General features: G+C 65.0%; 18 protein-coding genes and 1 tRNA gene. 9 read left to right on the forward strand and 10 right to left on the reverse strand.

The genetic code is table 11. The annotated features are described in order from the left end of the window. The 3 genes from V7E26_RS23240 to V7E26_RS23250 all read left to right on the forward strand — a co-directional run. Positions 1–360, forward strand: a 360-nt coding sequence (locus V7E26_RS23240; protein WP_324420656.1) for a GNAT family N-acetyltransferase, incomplete at its 5' end; no start/stop codon positions are given. A gap of 97 nt (positions 361–457) precedes the next feature. Continuing rightward, entirely contained in the window at positions 458–988 is a 531-nt protein-coding gene (ppa, locus tag V7E26_RS23245) for an inorganic diphosphatase (protein WP_324420658.1), read from the forward strand. A 146-nt stretch (positions 989–1,134) separates the two neighbouring features. After that, positions 1,135–2,616, forward strand: coding sequence for a M20 family peptidase (locus V7E26_RS23250; RefSeq protein ID WP_324420660.1), 1,482 nt, complete (start codon positions 1,135–1,137; stop codon positions 2,614–2,616). Between the two features lie 110 nt (positions 2,617–2,726). On the opposite strand, the gene folD is transcribed toward V7E26_RS23250, so the two are convergent. From folD to V7E26_RS23265, 3 genes are read right to left on the reverse strand one after another with little or no spacing between them, the layout of a single operon-like run. Then, entirely contained in the window at positions 2,727–3,611 is an 885-nt protein-coding gene (gene folD / locus V7E26_RS23255; RefSeq protein ID WP_324420662.1) for a bifunctional methylenetetrahydrofolate dehydrogenase/methenyltetrahydrofolate cyclohydrolase FolD, read from the reverse strand. Between the two features lies 1 nt (position 3,612). Next, a complete protein-coding gene (locus V7E26_RS23260) occupies positions 3,613–3,945 on the reverse strand; it encodes a DUF167 domain-containing protein (protein ID WP_324420664.1) in 333 nt (110 codons plus the stop codon). A 26-nt stretch (positions 3,946–3,971) separates the two neighbouring features. Further along, positions 3,972–4,262 (reverse strand): YggT family protein, encoded by a 291-nt coding sequence (locus V7E26_RS23265; protein WP_324420666.1) that lies wholly within the window; start codon positions 4,260–4,262, stop codon positions 3,972–3,974. Between the two features lie 185 nt (positions 4,263–4,447). Here V7E26_RS23265 and V7E26_RS23270 point away from each other — a divergent pair. Then, positions 4,448–4,523, forward strand: a tRNA-Ala gene (locus tag V7E26_RS23270). 112 nt (positions 4,524–4,635) lie between these two features. Here V7E26_RS23270 and V7E26_RS23275 read toward each other — a convergent pair. From V7E26_RS23275 to V7E26_RS23290, 4 genes are all read right to left on the reverse strand, one after another. Continuing rightward, positions 4,636–5,448, reverse strand: a complete 813-nt coding sequence (locus tag V7E26_RS23275) for an enoyl-CoA hydratase (protein ID WP_324420669.1) — start codon at positions 5,446–5,448, stop codon at positions 4,636–4,638. 107 nt (positions 5,449–5,555) lie between these two features. Further along, entirely contained in the window at positions 5,556–6,341 is a 786-nt protein-coding gene (locus V7E26_RS23280) for a glutamine amidotransferase (RefSeq protein WP_324420671.1), read from the reverse strand. Positions 6,342–6,500: 159 nt separating this feature from the next. Then, a complete protein-coding gene (locus V7E26_RS23285) occupies positions 6,501–7,280 on the reverse strand; it encodes an SDR family NAD(P)-dependent oxidoreductase (protein ID WP_324420673.1) in 780 nt (259 codons plus the stop codon). 228 nt (positions 7,281–7,508) lie between these two features. After that, positions 7,509–8,009: a tellurite resistance TerB family protein gene (locus V7E26_RS23290; RefSeq protein ID WP_324420675.1), complete on the reverse strand. Its 501-nt coding sequence runs from the start codon at positions 8,007–8,009 to the stop codon at positions 7,509–7,511. A 314-nt stretch (positions 8,010–8,323) separates the two neighbouring features. Between V7E26_RS23290 and V7E26_RS23295 the strand changes: the two genes are divergently transcribed. Further along, positions 8,324–8,800: a hypothetical protein gene (locus V7E26_RS23295; protein WP_324420677.1), complete on the forward strand. Its 477-nt coding sequence runs from the start codon at positions 8,324–8,326 to the stop codon at positions 8,798–8,800. 14 nt (positions 8,801–8,814) lie between these two features. On the opposite strand, the gene V7E26_RS23300 is transcribed toward V7E26_RS23295, so the two are convergent. The 3 genes from V7E26_RS23300 to V7E26_RS23310 form a co-directional block, all read right to left on the reverse strand. Beyond that, entirely contained in the window at positions 8,815–10,224 is a 1,410-nt protein-coding gene (locus V7E26_RS23300; protein ID WP_324420679.1) for an adenylate/guanylate cyclase domain-containing protein, read from the reverse strand. Between the two features lie 104 nt (positions 10,225–10,328). Beyond that, a complete protein-coding gene (locus tag V7E26_RS23305; protein WP_324420681.1) occupies positions 10,329–11,708 on the reverse strand; it encodes a cytochrome P450 in 1,380 nt (459 codons plus the stop codon). Positions 11,709–11,854: 146 nt separating this feature from the next. After that, complete coding sequence (locus tag V7E26_RS23310; protein ID WP_324420691.1) at positions 11,855–13,228, reverse strand: hydrolase; 1,374 nt, start codon at positions 13,226–13,228, stop codon at positions 11,855–11,857. Between the two features lie 147 nt (positions 13,229–13,375). Between V7E26_RS23310 and V7E26_RS23315 the strand changes: the two genes are divergently transcribed. From V7E26_RS23315 to V7E26_RS23330, 4 genes are all read left to right on the forward strand, one after another. Next, entirely contained in the window at positions 13,376–15,055 is a 1,680-nt protein-coding gene (locus V7E26_RS23315) for an MFS transporter (RefSeq protein WP_324420683.1), read from the forward strand. A 224-nt stretch (positions 15,056–15,279) separates the two neighbouring features. Beyond that, positions 15,280–16,413 (forward strand): TRAP transporter substrate-binding protein, encoded by a 1,134-nt coding sequence (locus tag V7E26_RS23320; RefSeq protein WP_324420685.1) that lies wholly within the window; start codon positions 15,280–15,282, stop codon positions 16,411–16,413. A gap of 93 nt (positions 16,414–16,506) precedes the next feature. Beyond that, a complete protein-coding gene (locus V7E26_RS23325) occupies positions 16,507–17,175 on the forward strand; it encodes a TRAP transporter small permease subunit (RefSeq protein WP_324420687.1) in 669 nt (222 codons plus the stop codon). After that, positions 17,172–17,466 (forward strand): TRAP transporter large permease subunit (locus tag V7E26_RS23330; protein WP_324420689.1); only part of this gene is annotated, 295 nt, incomplete at its 3' end. The genes V7E26_RS23325 and V7E26_RS23330, both read left to right, overlap by 4 nt.

The following is a 17,466-nucleotide window of genomic DNA, read 5'->3' on the forward strand; positions in this document are numbered from 1 at the left end:
TGGTGGGACAGCGCGATCCGCAAGGGCAGCCGCGTCAGCGTGCTGGTGTTCGGCGACAAGGTCGCGGGCTACGCCAATTACGGTCGCAACCGCGCCCGCAGCCTGCATTTCGAAGGCGAGATTTACGAGCTCTATCTGCGGCCGGAATTCCAGGGCCTCGGCTTCGGCCGCCGCCTGTTCACCGCCGCCCGGCGCGACCTGATGCAGAGCGGGCTGAAGAGCATGGTGATCTGGGCGCTCTCGGACAACGACCCGGCGACGGAATTCTACCGGGCGCTCGGCGGCCGGATGGTAGCCCGCTCCTCCGAAAAATTCGGGCACAAGTCGCTCGACAAGGTCGCGTTCGCCTGGACCAACTGAGGCTAATTTCGCCTTTCCCCTGTTCCGGTACGGGTCTAAAGGGACGCTGACGTGCGCCCGACTCCGGGCGCGCCTGTAGCGCATAGCGGAGCCCTTCATGCGTATCGACGCCATTCCGATCGGAGTAAATCCGCCACACGACGTCAACGTCATTATCGAGGTTCCCGTTGGCGGCGAGCCGATCAAGTACGAGATGGACAAGGACGCCGGCACGCTGGTGGTCGATCGCTTCCTCTATACGGCGATGCGCTATCCCGGAAACTACGGCTTCATCCCGCACACGCTGTCGGGCGACGGCGACCCCTGCGACGTCCTGGTCGCCAATACCCGCGCCATCGTGCCGGGCGCCGTGATGAGCGTGCGTCCGGTCGGCGTGCTGTTGATGGAGGACGAGGCCGGCGGCGACGAGAAGATCATCGCGGTGCCCTCCTCGAAGCTGACCCAGCGCTACGACAAGGTGAAGAACTTCAGCGACCTCCCAGACATCACGCTGCAGCAGATCCAGCACTTCTTCGAGCATTACAAGGACCTCGAAAAGGGCAAATGGGTGAAGGTGCTGCGCTGGGGCGACGCCGAGGACGCCCGCCGGCTGATCCTCGAAGGCATCGAGCGCGCGAAGAAGAAGTGATAGGTCTCGTGTCCCGGACGCGGCGCGGCGTGTAACGCTGCGACGCAGAGCCGGGACCTATTGCGCCACATTGGGCCCCGGCTCTACAGCGCACCGCTGTCGCGCTGCGCTGCGTCCGGGGAGCGAGACGTTCGTGAAGGCTCAACATGCGCCGGACCCTCCGCATCATCCGCAACGTCCTGCTGCTCGCCATCGCGGCCGTCGTCATCCTCGCCGGCGTGCTGGCCTTCAACACCTTCAGCCACGGCTCGCGGCAGCTTCAGGTCGCGGCAATCCCGCGCGCCGAGGTCGACGCCCCAGCGGCGGCCAAACGTCTCGCCGAAGCGATCCGCTTCCGAACCATTTCCAGCTACGAAAAGCCCGACCAGCACGCCGACGCGCTGCGCGCCATGCGCGCGCATATCGAAAACAGCTTTCCGGCGTTTCATGCGGCGGCGAAGCGCGAGATCGTCGCCGGTTACAGCCTGCTCTACACCTGGGAGGGTACCGATCCGAAGGCGCCGGGCATCGCCTTGCTGGCGCATCAGGATGTCGTGCCGGTGGCGCCGGGCACCGAGCAGGACTGGCAGCAGCCGCCCTATGACGGCGTCATCGCCGACGGTTTCATCTGGGGCCGCGGCTCGTGGGACGACAAGGGCAACCTCTATTCGATGCTGGAGGCCGCTGAGGCCATGGCGAAAGCCGGCTTCCGGCCGAAACGCACGGTCTATTTCGCCTTCGGCCATGACGAGGAGACCGCCGGCACTGCCGGCGCCAAATCGATCGCGGCGCTGCTCGCCTCGCGCGGCGTCCACCTCGACTTCGTGATCGACGAGGGCCTGCTGATCACCGATGGCATCATGAAGGGCCTCGACAGACCGGCCGCGCTGATCGGCGTCGCCGAGAAGGGCTATGCCACGCTGGTGCTGAACGCCCGGGCGACGCCGGGACATTCGTCGATGCCGCCGCGCGATACCGCCATCGGCATGATGAGCGCGGCGCTGGCGCGGCTGGAGGATCATCGCCTGCCGATGCAGATCCGTTCCACGGTTGCCGAGATGTTCGACACGCTGGCGCCCGAGATGTCCAGCTTCAACCGCGTGGCGCTGTCGAACCTCTGGCTGTTCAGGCCGCTGTTGCTGCGCGAATTCGAAAAGAGCGGACCGACCGAGGCGATGGTGCGCACCACCACGGCGCTGACCATCTTCAATGCCGGCGACAAGGATAATGTCCTGCCCGGCAATGCCGAGGCTACCGTCAACTTCCGGCTGATCCCCGGCGACACCCAGGCGAGCGTGACCGATCACGTCCGCGAAACGATCCGCAACGATCGCATCTCGATCAAGCCGTTTCCCGGCAATACCGATCCGCCGCCGGTGACGGCGACCACGAGCCCATCCTTCCAGATGCTGGTCCGGACCATCCGCGAGGTCTATCCGGACGTGATCGTCGCTCCCGGCCTGATGGTCGCGGCCACCGACTCGCGCCACTATACCGGCGTGACCGACAAGATTTTCCGCTTCTCGCCGGTGCGCGCCAATGCGGAAGATTTGAAGCGCTTCCACGGTACCAACGAGCGCCTCCCGGTCGAGGGCTACGCCGACATGATCAGGTTCTATCGGCGGCTGATCGAGAACGCGGCGGGCTAGCTGTTTCCACCGTCATTGCGAGCGAAGCGAAGCAATCCATCTCACCGCAAGCAAAGTATGGATTGCTTCGTCGCTTTCGCTCCTCGCAATGACGGCGTGAGAGCGCTGGCCTAAACCCCCGGCTTCGGCAGCCCGTGAATCGCGCACGCGGCGCGCAGCGTGTTCACCAGCAGGCACGCCACTGTCATCTGCCCGACGCCGCCGGGCACCGGCGTGATCGCACCGGCCACTTCCGACACTTCCTTGAAGGCGACATCGCCGATCAGCCGCGTCTTGCCTTCGACGCCCGGCAGGCGGTTGATGCCGACGTCGATCACGGTGGCCCCCGGCTTGATCCAGCCGGCGCGTACCATTTCGGGCTTGCCGACGGCGGCATAGACCAGATCGGCGCGGGCGCAGAGCTGCGGCAGATCCTTTGAGCGGGAATGCGCGATCGTCACCGTCGCGTTCTCGTTGAGCAGCAACTGCACCAGCGGGCGGCCGACCAGGTTGGAACGGCCGATCACGATCGCGTTCATGCCTTCCAGCGAGGCATGCACGCTCTTGCTCAGGATGATGCAGCCGAGCGGCGTGCACGGCGACAGCGCAGCAAAACCGCCGGCCAGCCGTCCCGCGTTGTTGGGGTGCAGCCCATCGACGTCCTTGGCCGGATCGATCGCATTGATGACGGTCTCGGTATGGATCGATTTCGGCAGCGGCAGCTGCACCAGGATGCCATGCACGGCGGGATCGCGGTTCAGCTTCGCGATCAGCGCCAGCAAATCGTCCTGCGCGACATCCTCGGGCGATCTGTGCTCGAACGAGGCCATGCCGGCGGCCTGGGTCTGGGCGTGCTTGCTGCGGACATAGACCTCGCTGGCGGGATCGTGGCCGACCAGCACCACCGCAAGGCCCGGCGTGAGCTGATGCTCGCGCTTGACCTGCGCTACCTCTTCCGCGACGCGGGCGCGAAGATCCGCCGCAATGACCTTTCCGTCGATGATGCGTGCCGCCATCTCAATCCTTCGTTTTGCCTGCGCCGGCGGCGGTCGCCTTGCGGAGCGTCTCGCCGAGAATTTCGGGATCGCCGTCGACTGCGACCTGCTTCAGGCGCGAGGTCACGCCGGAAACAATCTTCACCCTCGCCTTCGGCACGCCAAGCGCCTTCGCCAGCAGTTCGGCCACTGCGCGGTTGGCCTCGCCGCCCTCGGCGATGGCACGGACGCGAACCTTGACTACGGAACGCCCGTTGGCGAGCGTTTCGATCCCGTCGATGTCGTCGCGCCCGCCGCGCGGCGTCACCCGCAACGCGATGCTGATGCCCCCGGTGGAATAGCGCCAAGGATCCATCGAGAGTCCATCAGCTACCGGCGCAATCAGATGACGTTCGGATAGATGTAGTAGGCAATCACCCGCTGGATGAACATGATGATCAGGATCAGGATGATCGGCGAAATGTCGAGGCCGCCGAGACTGGGCATGAAGCGGCGGATCGGTGCCAGCGCCGGCTCGGTGATCCGGTAGAGGAACTCGGCGACCGCCGCGACGAACTGGTTACGCGTGTTGACGACGTTGAAAGCGATCAGCCAGGACAGGATGGCCGAGGCGATCAGGAGCCAGACATAGAGGTCAAGGATGATGATGACGATGTCGAGGATGGCACGCATGTGGCGGGGGTGCTCGCGAGGAGGGATATTCAGCTAGATATCGGTTCATTCCCTCGCAAACAAGGGAAGTTCCCGGCAAAATGACGGCAAAATCAGCGCACTCAGCGTTCTTGACTTGGCCTTGGGCGGGACTGTAAATGGCGCCGATTGCAGGCCGCTTCGGGGCTCCCGGGGCGGTTCGCGATGGGGCCATAGCTCAGCTGGGAGAGCGCGTCGTTCGCAATGACGAGGTCGGCGGTTCGATCCCGCCTGGCTCCACCAGCCTTCGCAGGCTGCGCCTGCTTCGGCTGGGCAAGCCCTCTCGTAGCGAAGGCTGCCCCGCCAAAGCCCGCAGGGCGACGGCGGGCTGGTAGCCGCCACCGATCCCGCCCCCTCACTTCCCCGTAAACCGCGGCGGCCGTTTCTCCACGAAACTCGCCACCCCCTCCTTGAAGTCGCTGCCCTTCAGCGCGACCTGCATTTCCCGGTTGGCGTCGATGGTGGCCTCGGCCAGCGTCTGGAACGGCACGTCGTAAAGCTGCCGCTTGATGACCGAAATCGCGCTCGGCGAGACGAAATCGGCGAGATCGCGCGCGTAGGCGTAGGTCTCCTCGCGCAGGCGCTCCGGCGCGTAGAGGCGGTTGACCAGCCCGATCCGCAACGCTTCCTCGCTCGAGACCCGTCGCGCCGACATCAGCAAATCCAGCGCATTGGCGTGGCCGACGATCCGCGGCAGCATCCAGCTGATGCCGTGCTCGGCGATCAGCCCGCGGCGCGCAAACGCTGTGGTGAAGACCGTATTGTCCGCGGCGAAGCGCAGGTCGCAATAGAGCGCATGGACGAGGCCGATGCCGGCGGTGGCGCCGTTCAGCATGCCGATCACCGGCTTTGGAATCGCCGGATAATAGGCGTAGCGGGTCTGCCAGTCGGCGCGCCTGTTCATGTCAAAGGCCGGGTTGTTTTCGCCGCGCCGGATTTCGCTGGGATCGATCGCCTGCAGCGCCTCCATGTCGGCGCCGGCACAGAACGCTCGCCCCGCGCCGGTCAGCACGATGACGCGGACGCTGTCATCGCTGGCGGACGCCTCCATCGCACGGCGCACATCGCGCTCCATCGTCGCGGTCCACGCGTTCATGCGGTCGGGACGGTTGAGCGTGATGGTCGCGATCTTGTCGCTCACCTCATAGAGAATATGCTGATAGGTCACGGCTGATCTCCCTGTCGCCCGTTCGGAACCGCAGGCTCGGGAGAAACACTAGCACATCGACAGATTTTGAAAGACGCTCGGAGGCGTGGAGAAATTCCGCGTGGCGGCTATTCCGCCGCCTCCAAGAGAACTGCGCGCGGCGTGCGCGCGAGCCAGCCCGTGATGAAATTCTTCAGCCAGGCCCGCTCGGTCACGTCGTGCACCGCGCGTCCTTCGAAGTGCAGATGACGCGGCTGGGCGCCCGGCGAGTCCATCCGCACGCATCCGCGCGTGGTCCAGCGATGCATCATCGCGTAGGTGACATCAGGATGAAACTGCAGGCCGAACGCATGGCCTGATTGAAACGCCTGCACCGGAAAGTCGTCGCCTTCCGCCAGCAGTTCGGCGCCGTGAGGCAGTTGAAAGCCTTCGCCGTGCCAGTGATAGACGCGCTCAGGCCAGTCGGCGCAGAGCGCGTGACCGGCGGATGTCGGGCGGATCGGATAGTAGCCGACTTCGACGCGCCCTTCACGATGCGGCGCGACCTCCGCGCCCAATTGCCTGGCAAGCATCTGCGCGCCGAGGCAGATGCCGAGGAACGGCCGCTGCTCGCGCAGGGGGATTTCGATCCAGTCGATCTCGCGGCGAACATAGTCGTCGGGATCGTTCGCGCTCATCGGACCGCCGAAGATGACCGCGCCGGCGTGGTGATCCAGCGTTTCCGGCAGGGCATCGCCGAACCGGGGACGCCTGATGTCGAGGGGATGACCGAGCGCGCGCAGGGCATTGCCGACCCGGCCGGGCGTCGAGGTCTCCTGGTGCAGGACGATCAGGACCGGCCGGAGCGCGGCCGAGGTGGTTCGGCCCGGAAAGGGCAGCACGTTTTCGTGACCACTGTTCGACCAAGGCGACATCGGCGCTACCAAGGACATCGAAATGAAAACCATAACCAAGTGATTCTTAATTTCGCGTGAGTTCACGCACACAGGCAAAAATGCAAACGCCGGGCCAGATGCGGCCGGCGCGTTACCGCGGCGCAAACGCACCGCGCTTGCCGGAAAAGTGCGGGATTTTCAGCGCTGGCGGAGCTGGAGCCGGCCGACGGCTCCCAGAATGAAGGAGCGCGGAAACAGCCTGAGCAGGAATGGCACAATCTTGATGCCGAGGCCGGGCATCACTGCCCGTTTGTTAGCCATGAATCCGCGATAGGCCTGCTGCGCGACGTCGGCCGGCAGGACCTTGAGAACCACCGAATCGAACCCGGGCCTGAAGCCTGCGCGGGCCTGGAATTCCGACGGCACCGGACCGGGACACAGCACCGTCACGCGTACGCCGTGCGGCGCGAGCTCCGCGCGCATCGCTTCCGTGAACGACAGCACATAGGCCTTGGTGGCGTAGTATACCGCCATGCCGGGACCCGGCAGAAAGCCCGCGATCGAGCCGACATTGAGTATGCCACCGCGATTGCGGATCAACTGATCGGAGAAGCGCAGCGACAGGTCCGTCAGCGCGCGGATGTTGACCGCGATCATGTCGAGCTGGTCGGCGCGGTCGCGCTGCACCGCCTTGCCGAACAGGCCGAAGCCCGCATTGTTGACGACGTGCTCGACTTCCACATCGGCGGCCGCCAGCGCTTCGGCGATCCTGTCGCCGCAGTCCGAATTGACGAGGTCGCAGGGAATGACGATCGGCGCCTTGCCGCCGGCAGCCTCAATTTCAGCAGCCAGCGCCGTCAGGCGATCGGCACGCCGCGCGACCAGCGCCAGACGATGGCCGTGCGAAGCGAATACGCGCGCCAGTTCGGTCCCAATTCCCGCGGATGCCCCGGTAATCAGCGTCACGCGCTCGGTCACGGTCGGATGCTCTTGAATGGATTGCAAATATGCCGCCAGCGCGCAGACGAGAGCATAGGGGCGCCGTGTGACGCAAGCCACGCGCATGGCATACGCCCCATGCGCGGTTCCGGCCTCGGCGATTGAAGTCCAATGTTTTCAGGATCATCGCCGCGTCGCCGCGCCGATAGGGACGCAGATTAAAGTTTCGTCATCTAGCCCTGTGCAATCGATGGGTGTGGGCGACAATCACGTCGCCGCGTCGGCCGTTTTCGAAACGTCCCTCGACGGAGTCAATTGCGCGGAAGCCTTGTGCTTGAGCTCGATTCGGTCGCGCGAGGAAATGCCGAGCAGATCGGCGGCACGCCACACCACGTTGTCCTCGAATTCGCTGACCTGGCCGTCGGCATAGACCAGCTCCCACATCATCCCGATGATGCGCAGCCGCCCCTCCTCGTTCACCGAGCGCATGATGACGCTGGTGAAATGATAGAGGTCGACCGCCTCGCCTTCGGCACGCGTCGCCGAAGCGATCAGATGATCGGCCTTGCCGGGATCGAGCTTGAAGCGGCTCTCGATCAGGCTGTGCAGCTTGCGCTTCTCGGCCGCGCTCGGCTCGCCGTCGAGCGAGACGACATGGACCAGCAGCGCGGTCGCCGCGAGCAGATAGCCGGTATCGTCGAACGAGAGGTCCGCGTCCGCGCTGGGCGAAACGATGTCGGCAATGAATTGGCGCAGTCCGTCGAGCATCACTTACCTGCAAAGCCGTGAAAGAATCTATCGATCAAATATGGGTTGGAAGGCGAGCCCTCGCAATCAACGCCGGCCCACCCGCGCGGATTAAATCGGCGTCACCTTTGACGTGAGCAATGCACGTGCCGGCCTTTGTAAGTCAGCTCGCGGGAGCTGAGGTTCAAGCCGTATCCCGCGCTTCCACGACAGCGGTGACCAAGCTCCTGCGCGATTCGCCGCAGTCGACGAGCCAGCCATTCAGTTGCAAATCGTTCGCATTTGCATCATGAATGGAGCCTGTTGTTCCGACAGAGGTTTTGGAGAGAACGCGCATGACTACCTTCCGATTCGCGCTCGGCGCGGCAGTGCTGCTTGGCGTTGCCTCGGGTGCGGCGCTGGCGGCCGGCGATCTGTCGCGGCAGGCGCCGATCGAAGTGACGGTCGATCTCGGCTCTCCCGGCAAGCATGAATTCGCGCCGAAGCAACTCAAGCTGGAGACCGGCAAGCTCTACAGGCTGATCCTGCGCAACGCGAGCAACGACCCGCATTACTTCACCTCGCACGCCTTCTCGCAGATGGTGTACACGCGCAAGGCGCAGGTGACGCAGCAGCAGAACGGCAAGAGCGTCACGCTCGCCGAATTCAAGGGCGCGATCCGCGAGATCGAGGTCTATCCCGGACAATCCGCCGAATGGTGGCTGGTGCCGGTGGCGGCCGGCCGCGTCAGCGACCTGCGCTGCGACATCAAGGGCAGCGACGGCAAGACCCACGCCGAACTCGGCATGACCGGCGAGATCGTGATCGAGTAGTGCGGCGGAGCGCCCTACGGGATCTCGTACACCACCATCTTGTCGGCGATGCCGCGCAGCGCGGCTTCCTTCTGGATCGGCCTGATCGACTCCCTCGCCAGAATGGTGGCGACAGCGGGCGATTCGATCACCGATCCGGTGATGTGGATTTCCTGCGAGGTCGACAGGCTCTGCACCCGTGAGGCGATGTTGACGGTCTGGCCGAAATAATCCTGCCGCTCGTTCAGCATCACCGCGAGGCACGGGCCCTCGTGGATTCCGATCTTGACGATCAGATCCTCGCGGCCGCGCTCGACGTTGAGCGCCGCCATCGCCGAACGCATGCGCAGGCCTGCGACGATCGCGTGTTCGGGCCGAATGAAGGTCGCCATCACGGCGTCGCCGATCGTCTTCACCACCGCGCCCTTCTCCGACGCGATGATGTCGAGCAGCGCATGGAAATGCGCGCGCACCAGGTCGAAGGCGGCGAGATCGCCGACCCGCTCATAGAGCGCGGTGGAGCCCTTGAGGTCCGTGAACAGGAAGGTCAGCGAAGTGATCTTCAGCCGCTGATCGACGTTGAGATTGTCAGCCTTGAACACGTCGCGGAAGGTCTGGTTCGACAGCATCCGCTTGGCGGTCAGGATCGGCTTGCGCTTGCCGAGCAGCTCGTGAAGCGTGTCGTTGGCGACCCAGACCGCGGGAAGCACGCGCGCATCGGTCTGGTTCTCCAGCGACAGGCGCAGCGGTCCCGGGCGCAGCACCGTCGAGCCCGTCGGGGCATGCAGTCTGTTGAACACGATCGAGAACTGCTGCCGTTCGCGGGTCGGCTCGCCCTGGATATCGAAGAAATGGGCCGAATGCGTCACCGGCTCGAACACGATGACGAACTGACCAGGCAGTTGCAGCGACAGCACCGCCTTCTCTCCCGCCGGCAACTCGATGGCCTCGAGCGACACCTCGTCGATCAGCCGCTGGATCGATTGGTCGCTCAGGTCCATGCCCGAGCTCCAGAACATCTGGCGGTTATATTCCCACAGTGGCAGCGTGTTGGGATCGTGCGCGGCGATCCGCCTGACGCGCGGGCTCACCGTAAAGGCCACCTCGACGCGGTCATCGACGGAGGCTTCATAACCCTGGGCACAGAGCGCGCAATGATAGTCGTCGTGGCGCAGCGATTTCAGCGTGGTGTGCGCGCCGAGCACGCCGCCGCAGCCGGGGCACAGCACATTCCAGGTCAGATCGAACAGCCCGAGCCGCGCCGAATGCAGAAACGCGGAAATGACCTTTTCCTCGTCGAGCCCGGAGCGCGCGGCGAAATCCAGCAGGTTGATGCGGTTGAGATCGCGGTCGTCGCCCTTGTCGATCAATTGAGAGATGGCGTCGACCACCGCGGGATCGGCGGTCTGGCGCAGAACGTAGAACTGGGCCTGGGTGTCGCTCATGCTGGGAACCTAGATGACGCTCGTGACGCTGCTTCGCAAGGTGCTCGCCGCCGCCGGACGCGTTTTCTTCCGCGAACCGGCCGTCCAACCCGATCACAAAAATACTACCGTGGCGTGATGGAAAACATCGGCGAACGGTCAGGCTGCGTCGTCACCACGCCGATCGGCTTGACCGGGTCGGTGTCGACCAGCGTGACGCGAAACGCGCCGATCATCTTTGCCAGCGCGAGCGTCGCCTCGACCAGCGCGAAATGCGCGCCGATGCAGACCCGCGCGCCGACGCCGAACGGCAGGTAGGCGAAGCGGTCGGGCGGCGTCCCCGTCATGAAGCGCGACGGAATGAAGGCGTTCGGATCGCGCCAGAGCTTTTCGTGCCGATGCAGGATCCACGGCGCAATCAGGATGACGTCTTTCTTCCTGACCGGAAACCCGGCGATGGTATCCGGCCCGTCAGCCGCCCGCGCGATCAGGAACGCCGGCGGATAGAGCCGCATCGTCTCGTCCATGACGGCGCGGGTGAATTTCAGCCGCTCGAGATCGAGCGTGCCGCCGGTGGCCGCGCCTTGCGCTTCCCGAGCCACATCTTCCTGTGTGGCGGGATCGAGCGCCAGAAGGTAGAGCGCCCAGAACAGCGCGGTCGCGGTCGTCTCATGGCCGGCGAGGATCATGGTCGCGACCTGGTCGCCGAGCTGATCGTCGGTGAAGGCTTCGCCGGTTTCGGGATCGCGCGCCTCCCCCATCAGGTCGAACAGGTCGCGAGCCGGCGCGCCCTGCTGCTTGCCGGCGGCGCGGCGCTCCGCCATCAGCATACCGACAAAGGCGGTCCAGCGCTTGCGGAAACGGGCGCGAGACAGATCCTGCGGGCTCGGCCAGTCCAGCGGCAGCACCAGATCGAGGAAATGCGGCCGCGCCAGGCGATCGCCGTATTCCATCACGAAGTTGCGCAGGGTGGCACCGTGCTGCTCCATGCCGAACGAGAACATCGTGCGGCCCGCGATCTCCAGCGTCATCCGCTGCATCGCCTGGCGCAGATCGACCGGCGCGTTGCTGGCCGCCCGGAGCCTGGCAACGGTCTCGTCGGTTGCGGCCAGCATATGCGGGATCAGCGGCGTCACCGCGCGCGGCGTGAACGCCGGCGCCAGCGTCCGGCGCTGATGCTTCCACGCCCGTCCTTCTGCGATCAACAGGCCCTGGCCGAGGATCGGACGCAGCACCCGGACGCTGACCGGCATCCGCGTATAATTTTCGAAATTGTCGACCAGCACATGTTTGATCGCATCGGGCGCGTTGAGAATGAAACTGCTGCGCCCGAAGAAGCGGCCGCGGATGATGTCTTCCTCATAGGCCCGCTGGCCCCACATCAGGATCGGGCTTTCGCGGATCGCCCTGATCCGCCCGAACAGCGTCATGTTCTCGGGCGCGCGCGGCGGGCTCGGCGGCACCAGTGGCCTGCGCGCAACCGGCATGTCGTAGGCAATACTCATGAACGCTGCCGGCGGCCGGATGAGCGCAGCGATATCCGGGGTGTGCCAAGGAGTTTGCAAGATCCCGCATATCGCTGCGCTCATGCGGGCTACGTTGATAGTTATGTTTCGATCCAGCCGCCGCAAAGGCGGCTGGCAAACATGAATTAGTAAGTCAGTTCGGCCACCGCAATCCGGTTCTCCGACGCCGGCCAGGCCCGCGCCACGATTCGCTCTGTATTGAATATCGTTATCACCGGGCGGCCGACTTCCTCCGCCGCAAGCCGCACCGTCGCAACCGAGTCGGTCGGCACGCCGGGCTTGACGTCCTTCGGCTCCTTGCCGTCGATCAGCACCACGTCGCGCGGCAGGCCGAAATAGCCGCGCGGGCGCGACATCAACACCACGGCGCCCGCGCCGGCATCGGCCTGCCCGAGCGGGCGCGCGGCGCGCAGATGCACGATGTCGGACGAGCGCGGAAACGGCGAGCGGTAAATGTGGGTCGTCGACGACCCCGCCGAGGTCAGAACGATCTCCAGATGCCAGGTGGGCTCGACCAGCGCCGGGCCCCAGCGGCCATCGGCGCCGGTCTGCGACGAATGGATCGGCCCGCCGCTACGCTCGCCGCTGTCGGCAGACACGCGGTAGATCTCGACGGCCGCGCCGGAGACCGGACGGTTGGTGACAACGCCGCCCGGCGTCCCCGTCACCAGCCCGCTCAGCCGGACTTCGGTTTCCGGCACGATCTCGATCCGCGACGGCTCCTTCCCCGCGATGAATTTGAAGATCTCGCGAAACGCACGCGGATGAAACGCGACCTCGCGATGATCGAGCGCGCCGAGCACCAGATTGGTCGCGCCCTTCAGCGCAGGGCCATCGGATGTGATTCCGGTCGGGACGCCAGGCTTGCCGACGAAACGCCCGTCTGCTTGCGCGAACTTGTCGATGCCGTCGCTGCGCAGTGTGAGAAACGCGGTGCCCGCCGTCACCTCGCTCTCGCCTTCGTTCAGGCCGCGGAGAAACGGCCCGCGGCCGTTGAACTCGTTGTTGATGCCGTCATCCCAGTCATAGACGCCGTGATTGGGAACGCCGCACAGGACGGCATGACTGATGTCGGCGCCGCCGCCATTCCTGATGTAGTTGCGGATCGAATAGCCGCCGCGCGAACTGCCGACCAGGGCGATGCGCGACGCGCCGGTGAGCTGCTTCAATTCCTTGACGGCTTCAGCGAGTTCGCGACGTTGGTCCTCGGTCGAGGAACGGTTCGCTTGCTCGACCTTGTCGTCGGTGCGCGCCAGCGGATCGGCGAAGTTGACGGCCATCATCCGCTGATGCGGCACGCCATTCGATTCCATGCGCCACATCGCGGTGATCCAGAGCGCGGCGTGGTCGCCATTGCCGTGGACGAACAGGACCGGCGGGATCTCAGATGTGGGCGCGGTCTGCGCCAGCGCGGAAAAGCCGAAATTGCCGGCGAGGTTTCCAGCCAGCAAAGGCAGCGCGCCGACACCCCGGAGCATTGATCGCCGCGTCAGGCTCATGTTGCTTCCCGTCATCTTTCCGTACCTTAGCTGTGCTCTCGCCGTCCGCATAGCGACCTAACTACTGGACAGGGCAAGGTTTTCGCAGGCATCTGTCAGGGCCTGCGGGAATCATCGCCCCTCATAGCAGCCCAACCGGAACCGGATATGACCGAACCGCAAAAGCGCTCCGACAGTATCACCGCACCGCTGCGGCACGCGGTGTTCCGGCGGATCTGGCTGGCGAGCCTGTTGTCGAACCTGGGCATCCTGATCCAGGGCGTCGGCGCCGCCTGGGCGATGACGCAGATGACCTCGTCCGCCGACAAGGTGGCGCTGGTGCAGACCGCGCTGATGCTGCCGATCATGCTGATCTCGATGCCGGCCGGCGCCATCGCCGACATGCACGACCGCCGCAAGGTGGCGATGGCGGCGCTGTTGATCGCGCTGACCGGCGCGACCGCACTGACCCTGCTGTTCTGGTTCAACTGGGTCACGCCCAATGTGCTGCTGTTGTTCTGCTTCATCGTCGGCACCGGCATGGCGCTGATGGGCCCGGCCTGGCAGTCGTCGGTCAGCGAGCAGGTGCCGCCGGAGACGTTGCCGGCGGCAGTCGCGCTCAACGGCATCAGCTACAACATCGCACGAAGCTTCGGCCCCGCGATCGGCGGCATCATCGTCGCAACCGCCGGCGCCGTGGCGGCGTTCGCCGTCAACGCGGTGCTGTATCTGCCGATTCTGATCGTGCTGTTTTTCTGGAAGCGCGTCACCGAACCGTCGCGGCTGCCGCGCGAACGGCTCAACCGCGCCATGGTGTCAGGCGTGCGCTACATCACCAACTCTCCCTCGATCAAGATCGTGCTGACGCGCACCCTCGTCACCGGCATCATCGGCGGCTCGGTATCGGCGCTGATGCCGCTGATCGCGCGCGACCTGCTGCATGGCGGCGCGCAGACCTATGGCGTGATGCTGGGCGCCTTCGGCATGGGCGCCGTGATCGGCGCGCTGAATATCGGTACCGTCCGCAAGCAGTTGAGCGGCGAAGCCGCCGTGCGCGCCTGCACGATATCGCTGGCAGGCGCGATCGCCGCGGTCGCGCTCAGCACCAATGCCTTCCTGACCGCGATTGCGCTGGTGCTCGCCGGCGCGGTGTGGATGCTGGCGGTCGCGCTGTTCAACATCGGCGTGCAGCTCTCGGCGCCGCGCTGGGTCACCGGCCGCTCGCTGGCGGCGTTCCAGGCCGCGATTGCCGGCGGCATCGCGATGGGTAGCTGGGGCTGGGGTCATCTCACCGATATTTACGGCGTCGAGGCGGCGCTGCTGGTCTCCGCCGGACTGATGCTGCTCTCGCCGCTGCTCGGCATCTGGCTGCCCATGCCGCCGGTCGGCGCGCGCTACGAGCCGCCCGCCGAGGCGCTGGCCGACCCCGAGGTGAAACTGTCGCTCACCGGGCGCAGCGGGCCTCTGGTGGTCGAGATCGAGTACCGCGTCGCGACGGACAATGCCCGCGCCTTCCACAATGTGATGCAGGAGGTGCAGCTCAGCCGGCAGCGCAACGGCGCCTATGGCTGGTCGATCGCGCGCGACATCGGCGATCCCGAACTGTGGACCGAGCGCTACCACTGCCCGACCTGGCTGGATTACCTGCGCCAGCGCAACCGCGCGACGCAGTCCGAACGCGCCTTGCATCAGCGCGCGATCGACTTTCATCTCGGGCCCGATCCGATCCGGGTCCGCCGCATGCTGGAGCGGCCGTTCGGCTCGGTGCGCTGGAAGGAAGACACCCCGGACCGCGCCGCCAACGAGGTCCTGCCCGTGGTCGCGACCGCGGCGGGCAGCAGCACCTGATCGATCGGCAGTCACGGGCCGGCTCCCGCCCCGGCCGTTAACCAGTAGCGTGCCGTACGCCCCGGTGCGCTGCCGCATGCTGTGGCTGGCTGCCCACGGCGCCATCCGCAGCCTATCGCCGCATTGGTATAACGTATCCTTGCCAAAGCTCCGGCCCGGCCCGTAGAGTTCCGGCCAACCAACAACAGCCGGCCGAACAAGGCCGGCTCAACCGGGAGGTACCCATGACCAAGCCTACCAAGGACACCACGTCGCGCCGCCGCTTCCTGACCGCGGCCGCCGCGGGCGCCACCGCCGTCGCCGCACCGAGCGTCGTCAAGGCCCAGGGGCCGATCAGCATGCGCTGGCAGAGCACGTGGCCGTCAAAGGACATTTTCCACGAATACGCCCAGGACTACGCCAAGAAGGTCAACGATATGACCGGCGGCGATCTCAAGATCGAGGTGCTCCCGGCCGGCGCCGTGGTGCCGGCCTTCGGCCTGCTCGACGCCGTGTCCAAGGGCGTGCTCGACGGCGGACATGGCGTGCTGGTCTATCACTACGGCAAGCAGACCGCGCTGGCGCTGTGGGGGTCGGGGCCGGGCTTTGCGATGGACGCCAACATGCTGCTGGCCTGGCATCGCTATGGCGGCGGCAAGGAGTTGCTGGAAAAGCTCTACGGATCGATCAACGCCAACGTGGTCTCGTTCCCGTACGGGCCGATGCCGACCCAGCCGTTTGGCTGGTTCAAGAAGCCGGTCGCCAAGGTCGAGGACGTCAAGGGCCTGAAATTCCGCACCGTCGGTATCTCCATCGACGTGTATTCGGGCATGGGCGCGGCCGTGAACGCGCTGCCGGGCGGTGAAATCGTAGCGGCCATGGACCGCGGCCTGCTCGATGCGGCCGAGTTCAACAACGCCACCTCGGACCGCGTGCTCGGTTTCGCCGACGTCTCGAAGGTCTGCATGCTGCAGAGCTATCACCAGAACGCCGAGCAGTTCGAGATCATGTTCAACAAGGACAAGTACAACGCGCTGCCGGAGAAGATGAAGGCGATCATCGCCAACGCAGTGGATGCAGCGTCGGCCGACATGTCCTGGAAGGCGATCGATCGCTACTCCAAGGACTATGTCGAGCTGCAGACCAAGGACAACGTCAAGTTCTACAAGACCCCCGACGCGATCCTGAAGCGGCAGCTCGAGATCTATGACGAGGTGGCGAAAAAGAAGGCGGCGGAAAACCCGCTGTTCAAGGAGATCATCCAGTCGCAGATTGAATTCGCCAAGCGCGCGACACAGTGGGAGCAGGACACGGTGGTGAGCCGCCGCATGGCCTACGATCACTATTTCGGTCCGAACGCCGCGGCCAAGAAGATCTGACGGTAAAATAAACCCGGCAAGGCGCCGTCCGGACGAGCCCCGGACGGTGCCTTGTGCTATGTTGGGACCATTTCTCATGCCGAACGTCATCAAATGAACGTCCAGCGTTTACTTTTCGCGATCGACGGCATCTCGACCTGGGTCGGCAAGGCATCCGCCTGGCTGATGATCCTGCTGATGAGCGTCGTCTGCATCGAGGTGTTCAAGCGCTACATCGTCAACATGCCGACGGCGTGGATATTCGACGCCGAGAACATGATGTACGGATCGCTGTTCATGCTGGCCGGCGCCTATACGCTGGCGCAGAACGCCCATGTCCGGGGCGACTTCCTCTACTCCTCAATGCGTCCGCGCACGCAGGCCTCGCTCGACCTCGTTCTCTACTTCGTGTTTTTCATTCCGGGCATCGCCGCGCTGATCTATGCCGGCTATTTCTACGCCGCGGACTCCTGGGCCATCAACGAGCATTCCAACGTCACGGCCGAAGGCCCGCCGGTCTACCACTTCAAGACGGTTATCCCGATCGCGGGCGCGCTGATCATGCTGCAGGGAATCGGCGAGATCATCCGCTGCGTCGTGTGCCTGAAGACCGGCGAATGGCCGAGCCGGCTTGCCGACGTTGCGGAAACCGACGTCATCGAGGAGCAACTCGCGCACTCCGAATTCGTGGACGAGGAATCGCGCAAGCTCGCCATCGAGGGCGCGCAGCGCATCGACGAACTTGCGCGGCAACGCGGCATGGGTGGGGACCTGAACACATGAGCGATCCGGCACTCGGCCTGTTGATGCTGACGCTCATCGTCGTCGTCATCATGATGGGCTTTGCCACGGCCTTCACGCTGATGGGCCTTGGCATGTTCTTCGGCTTCATCGCCTTCTACGACCCGTCGCAGAGTTGGACGCACAACAAGGTGTTCGAACTCATGGTCCAGCGCACCTACGGCGCGATGACCAACGACGTATTGATCTCCATCCCGTTGTTCGTGCTGATGGGCTACGTGATGGAGCGCGGCGCGCTGGTCGACAAGATGTTCTATTCGATCCAGCTCGCGT

It is taken from the genome of Bradyrhizobium sp. (genome assembly GCF_036735945.1).
In the GTDB taxonomy this organism is placed as follows: Bacteria; Pseudomonadota; Alphaproteobacteria; order Rhizobiales; family Xanthobacteraceae; genus Bradyrhizobium.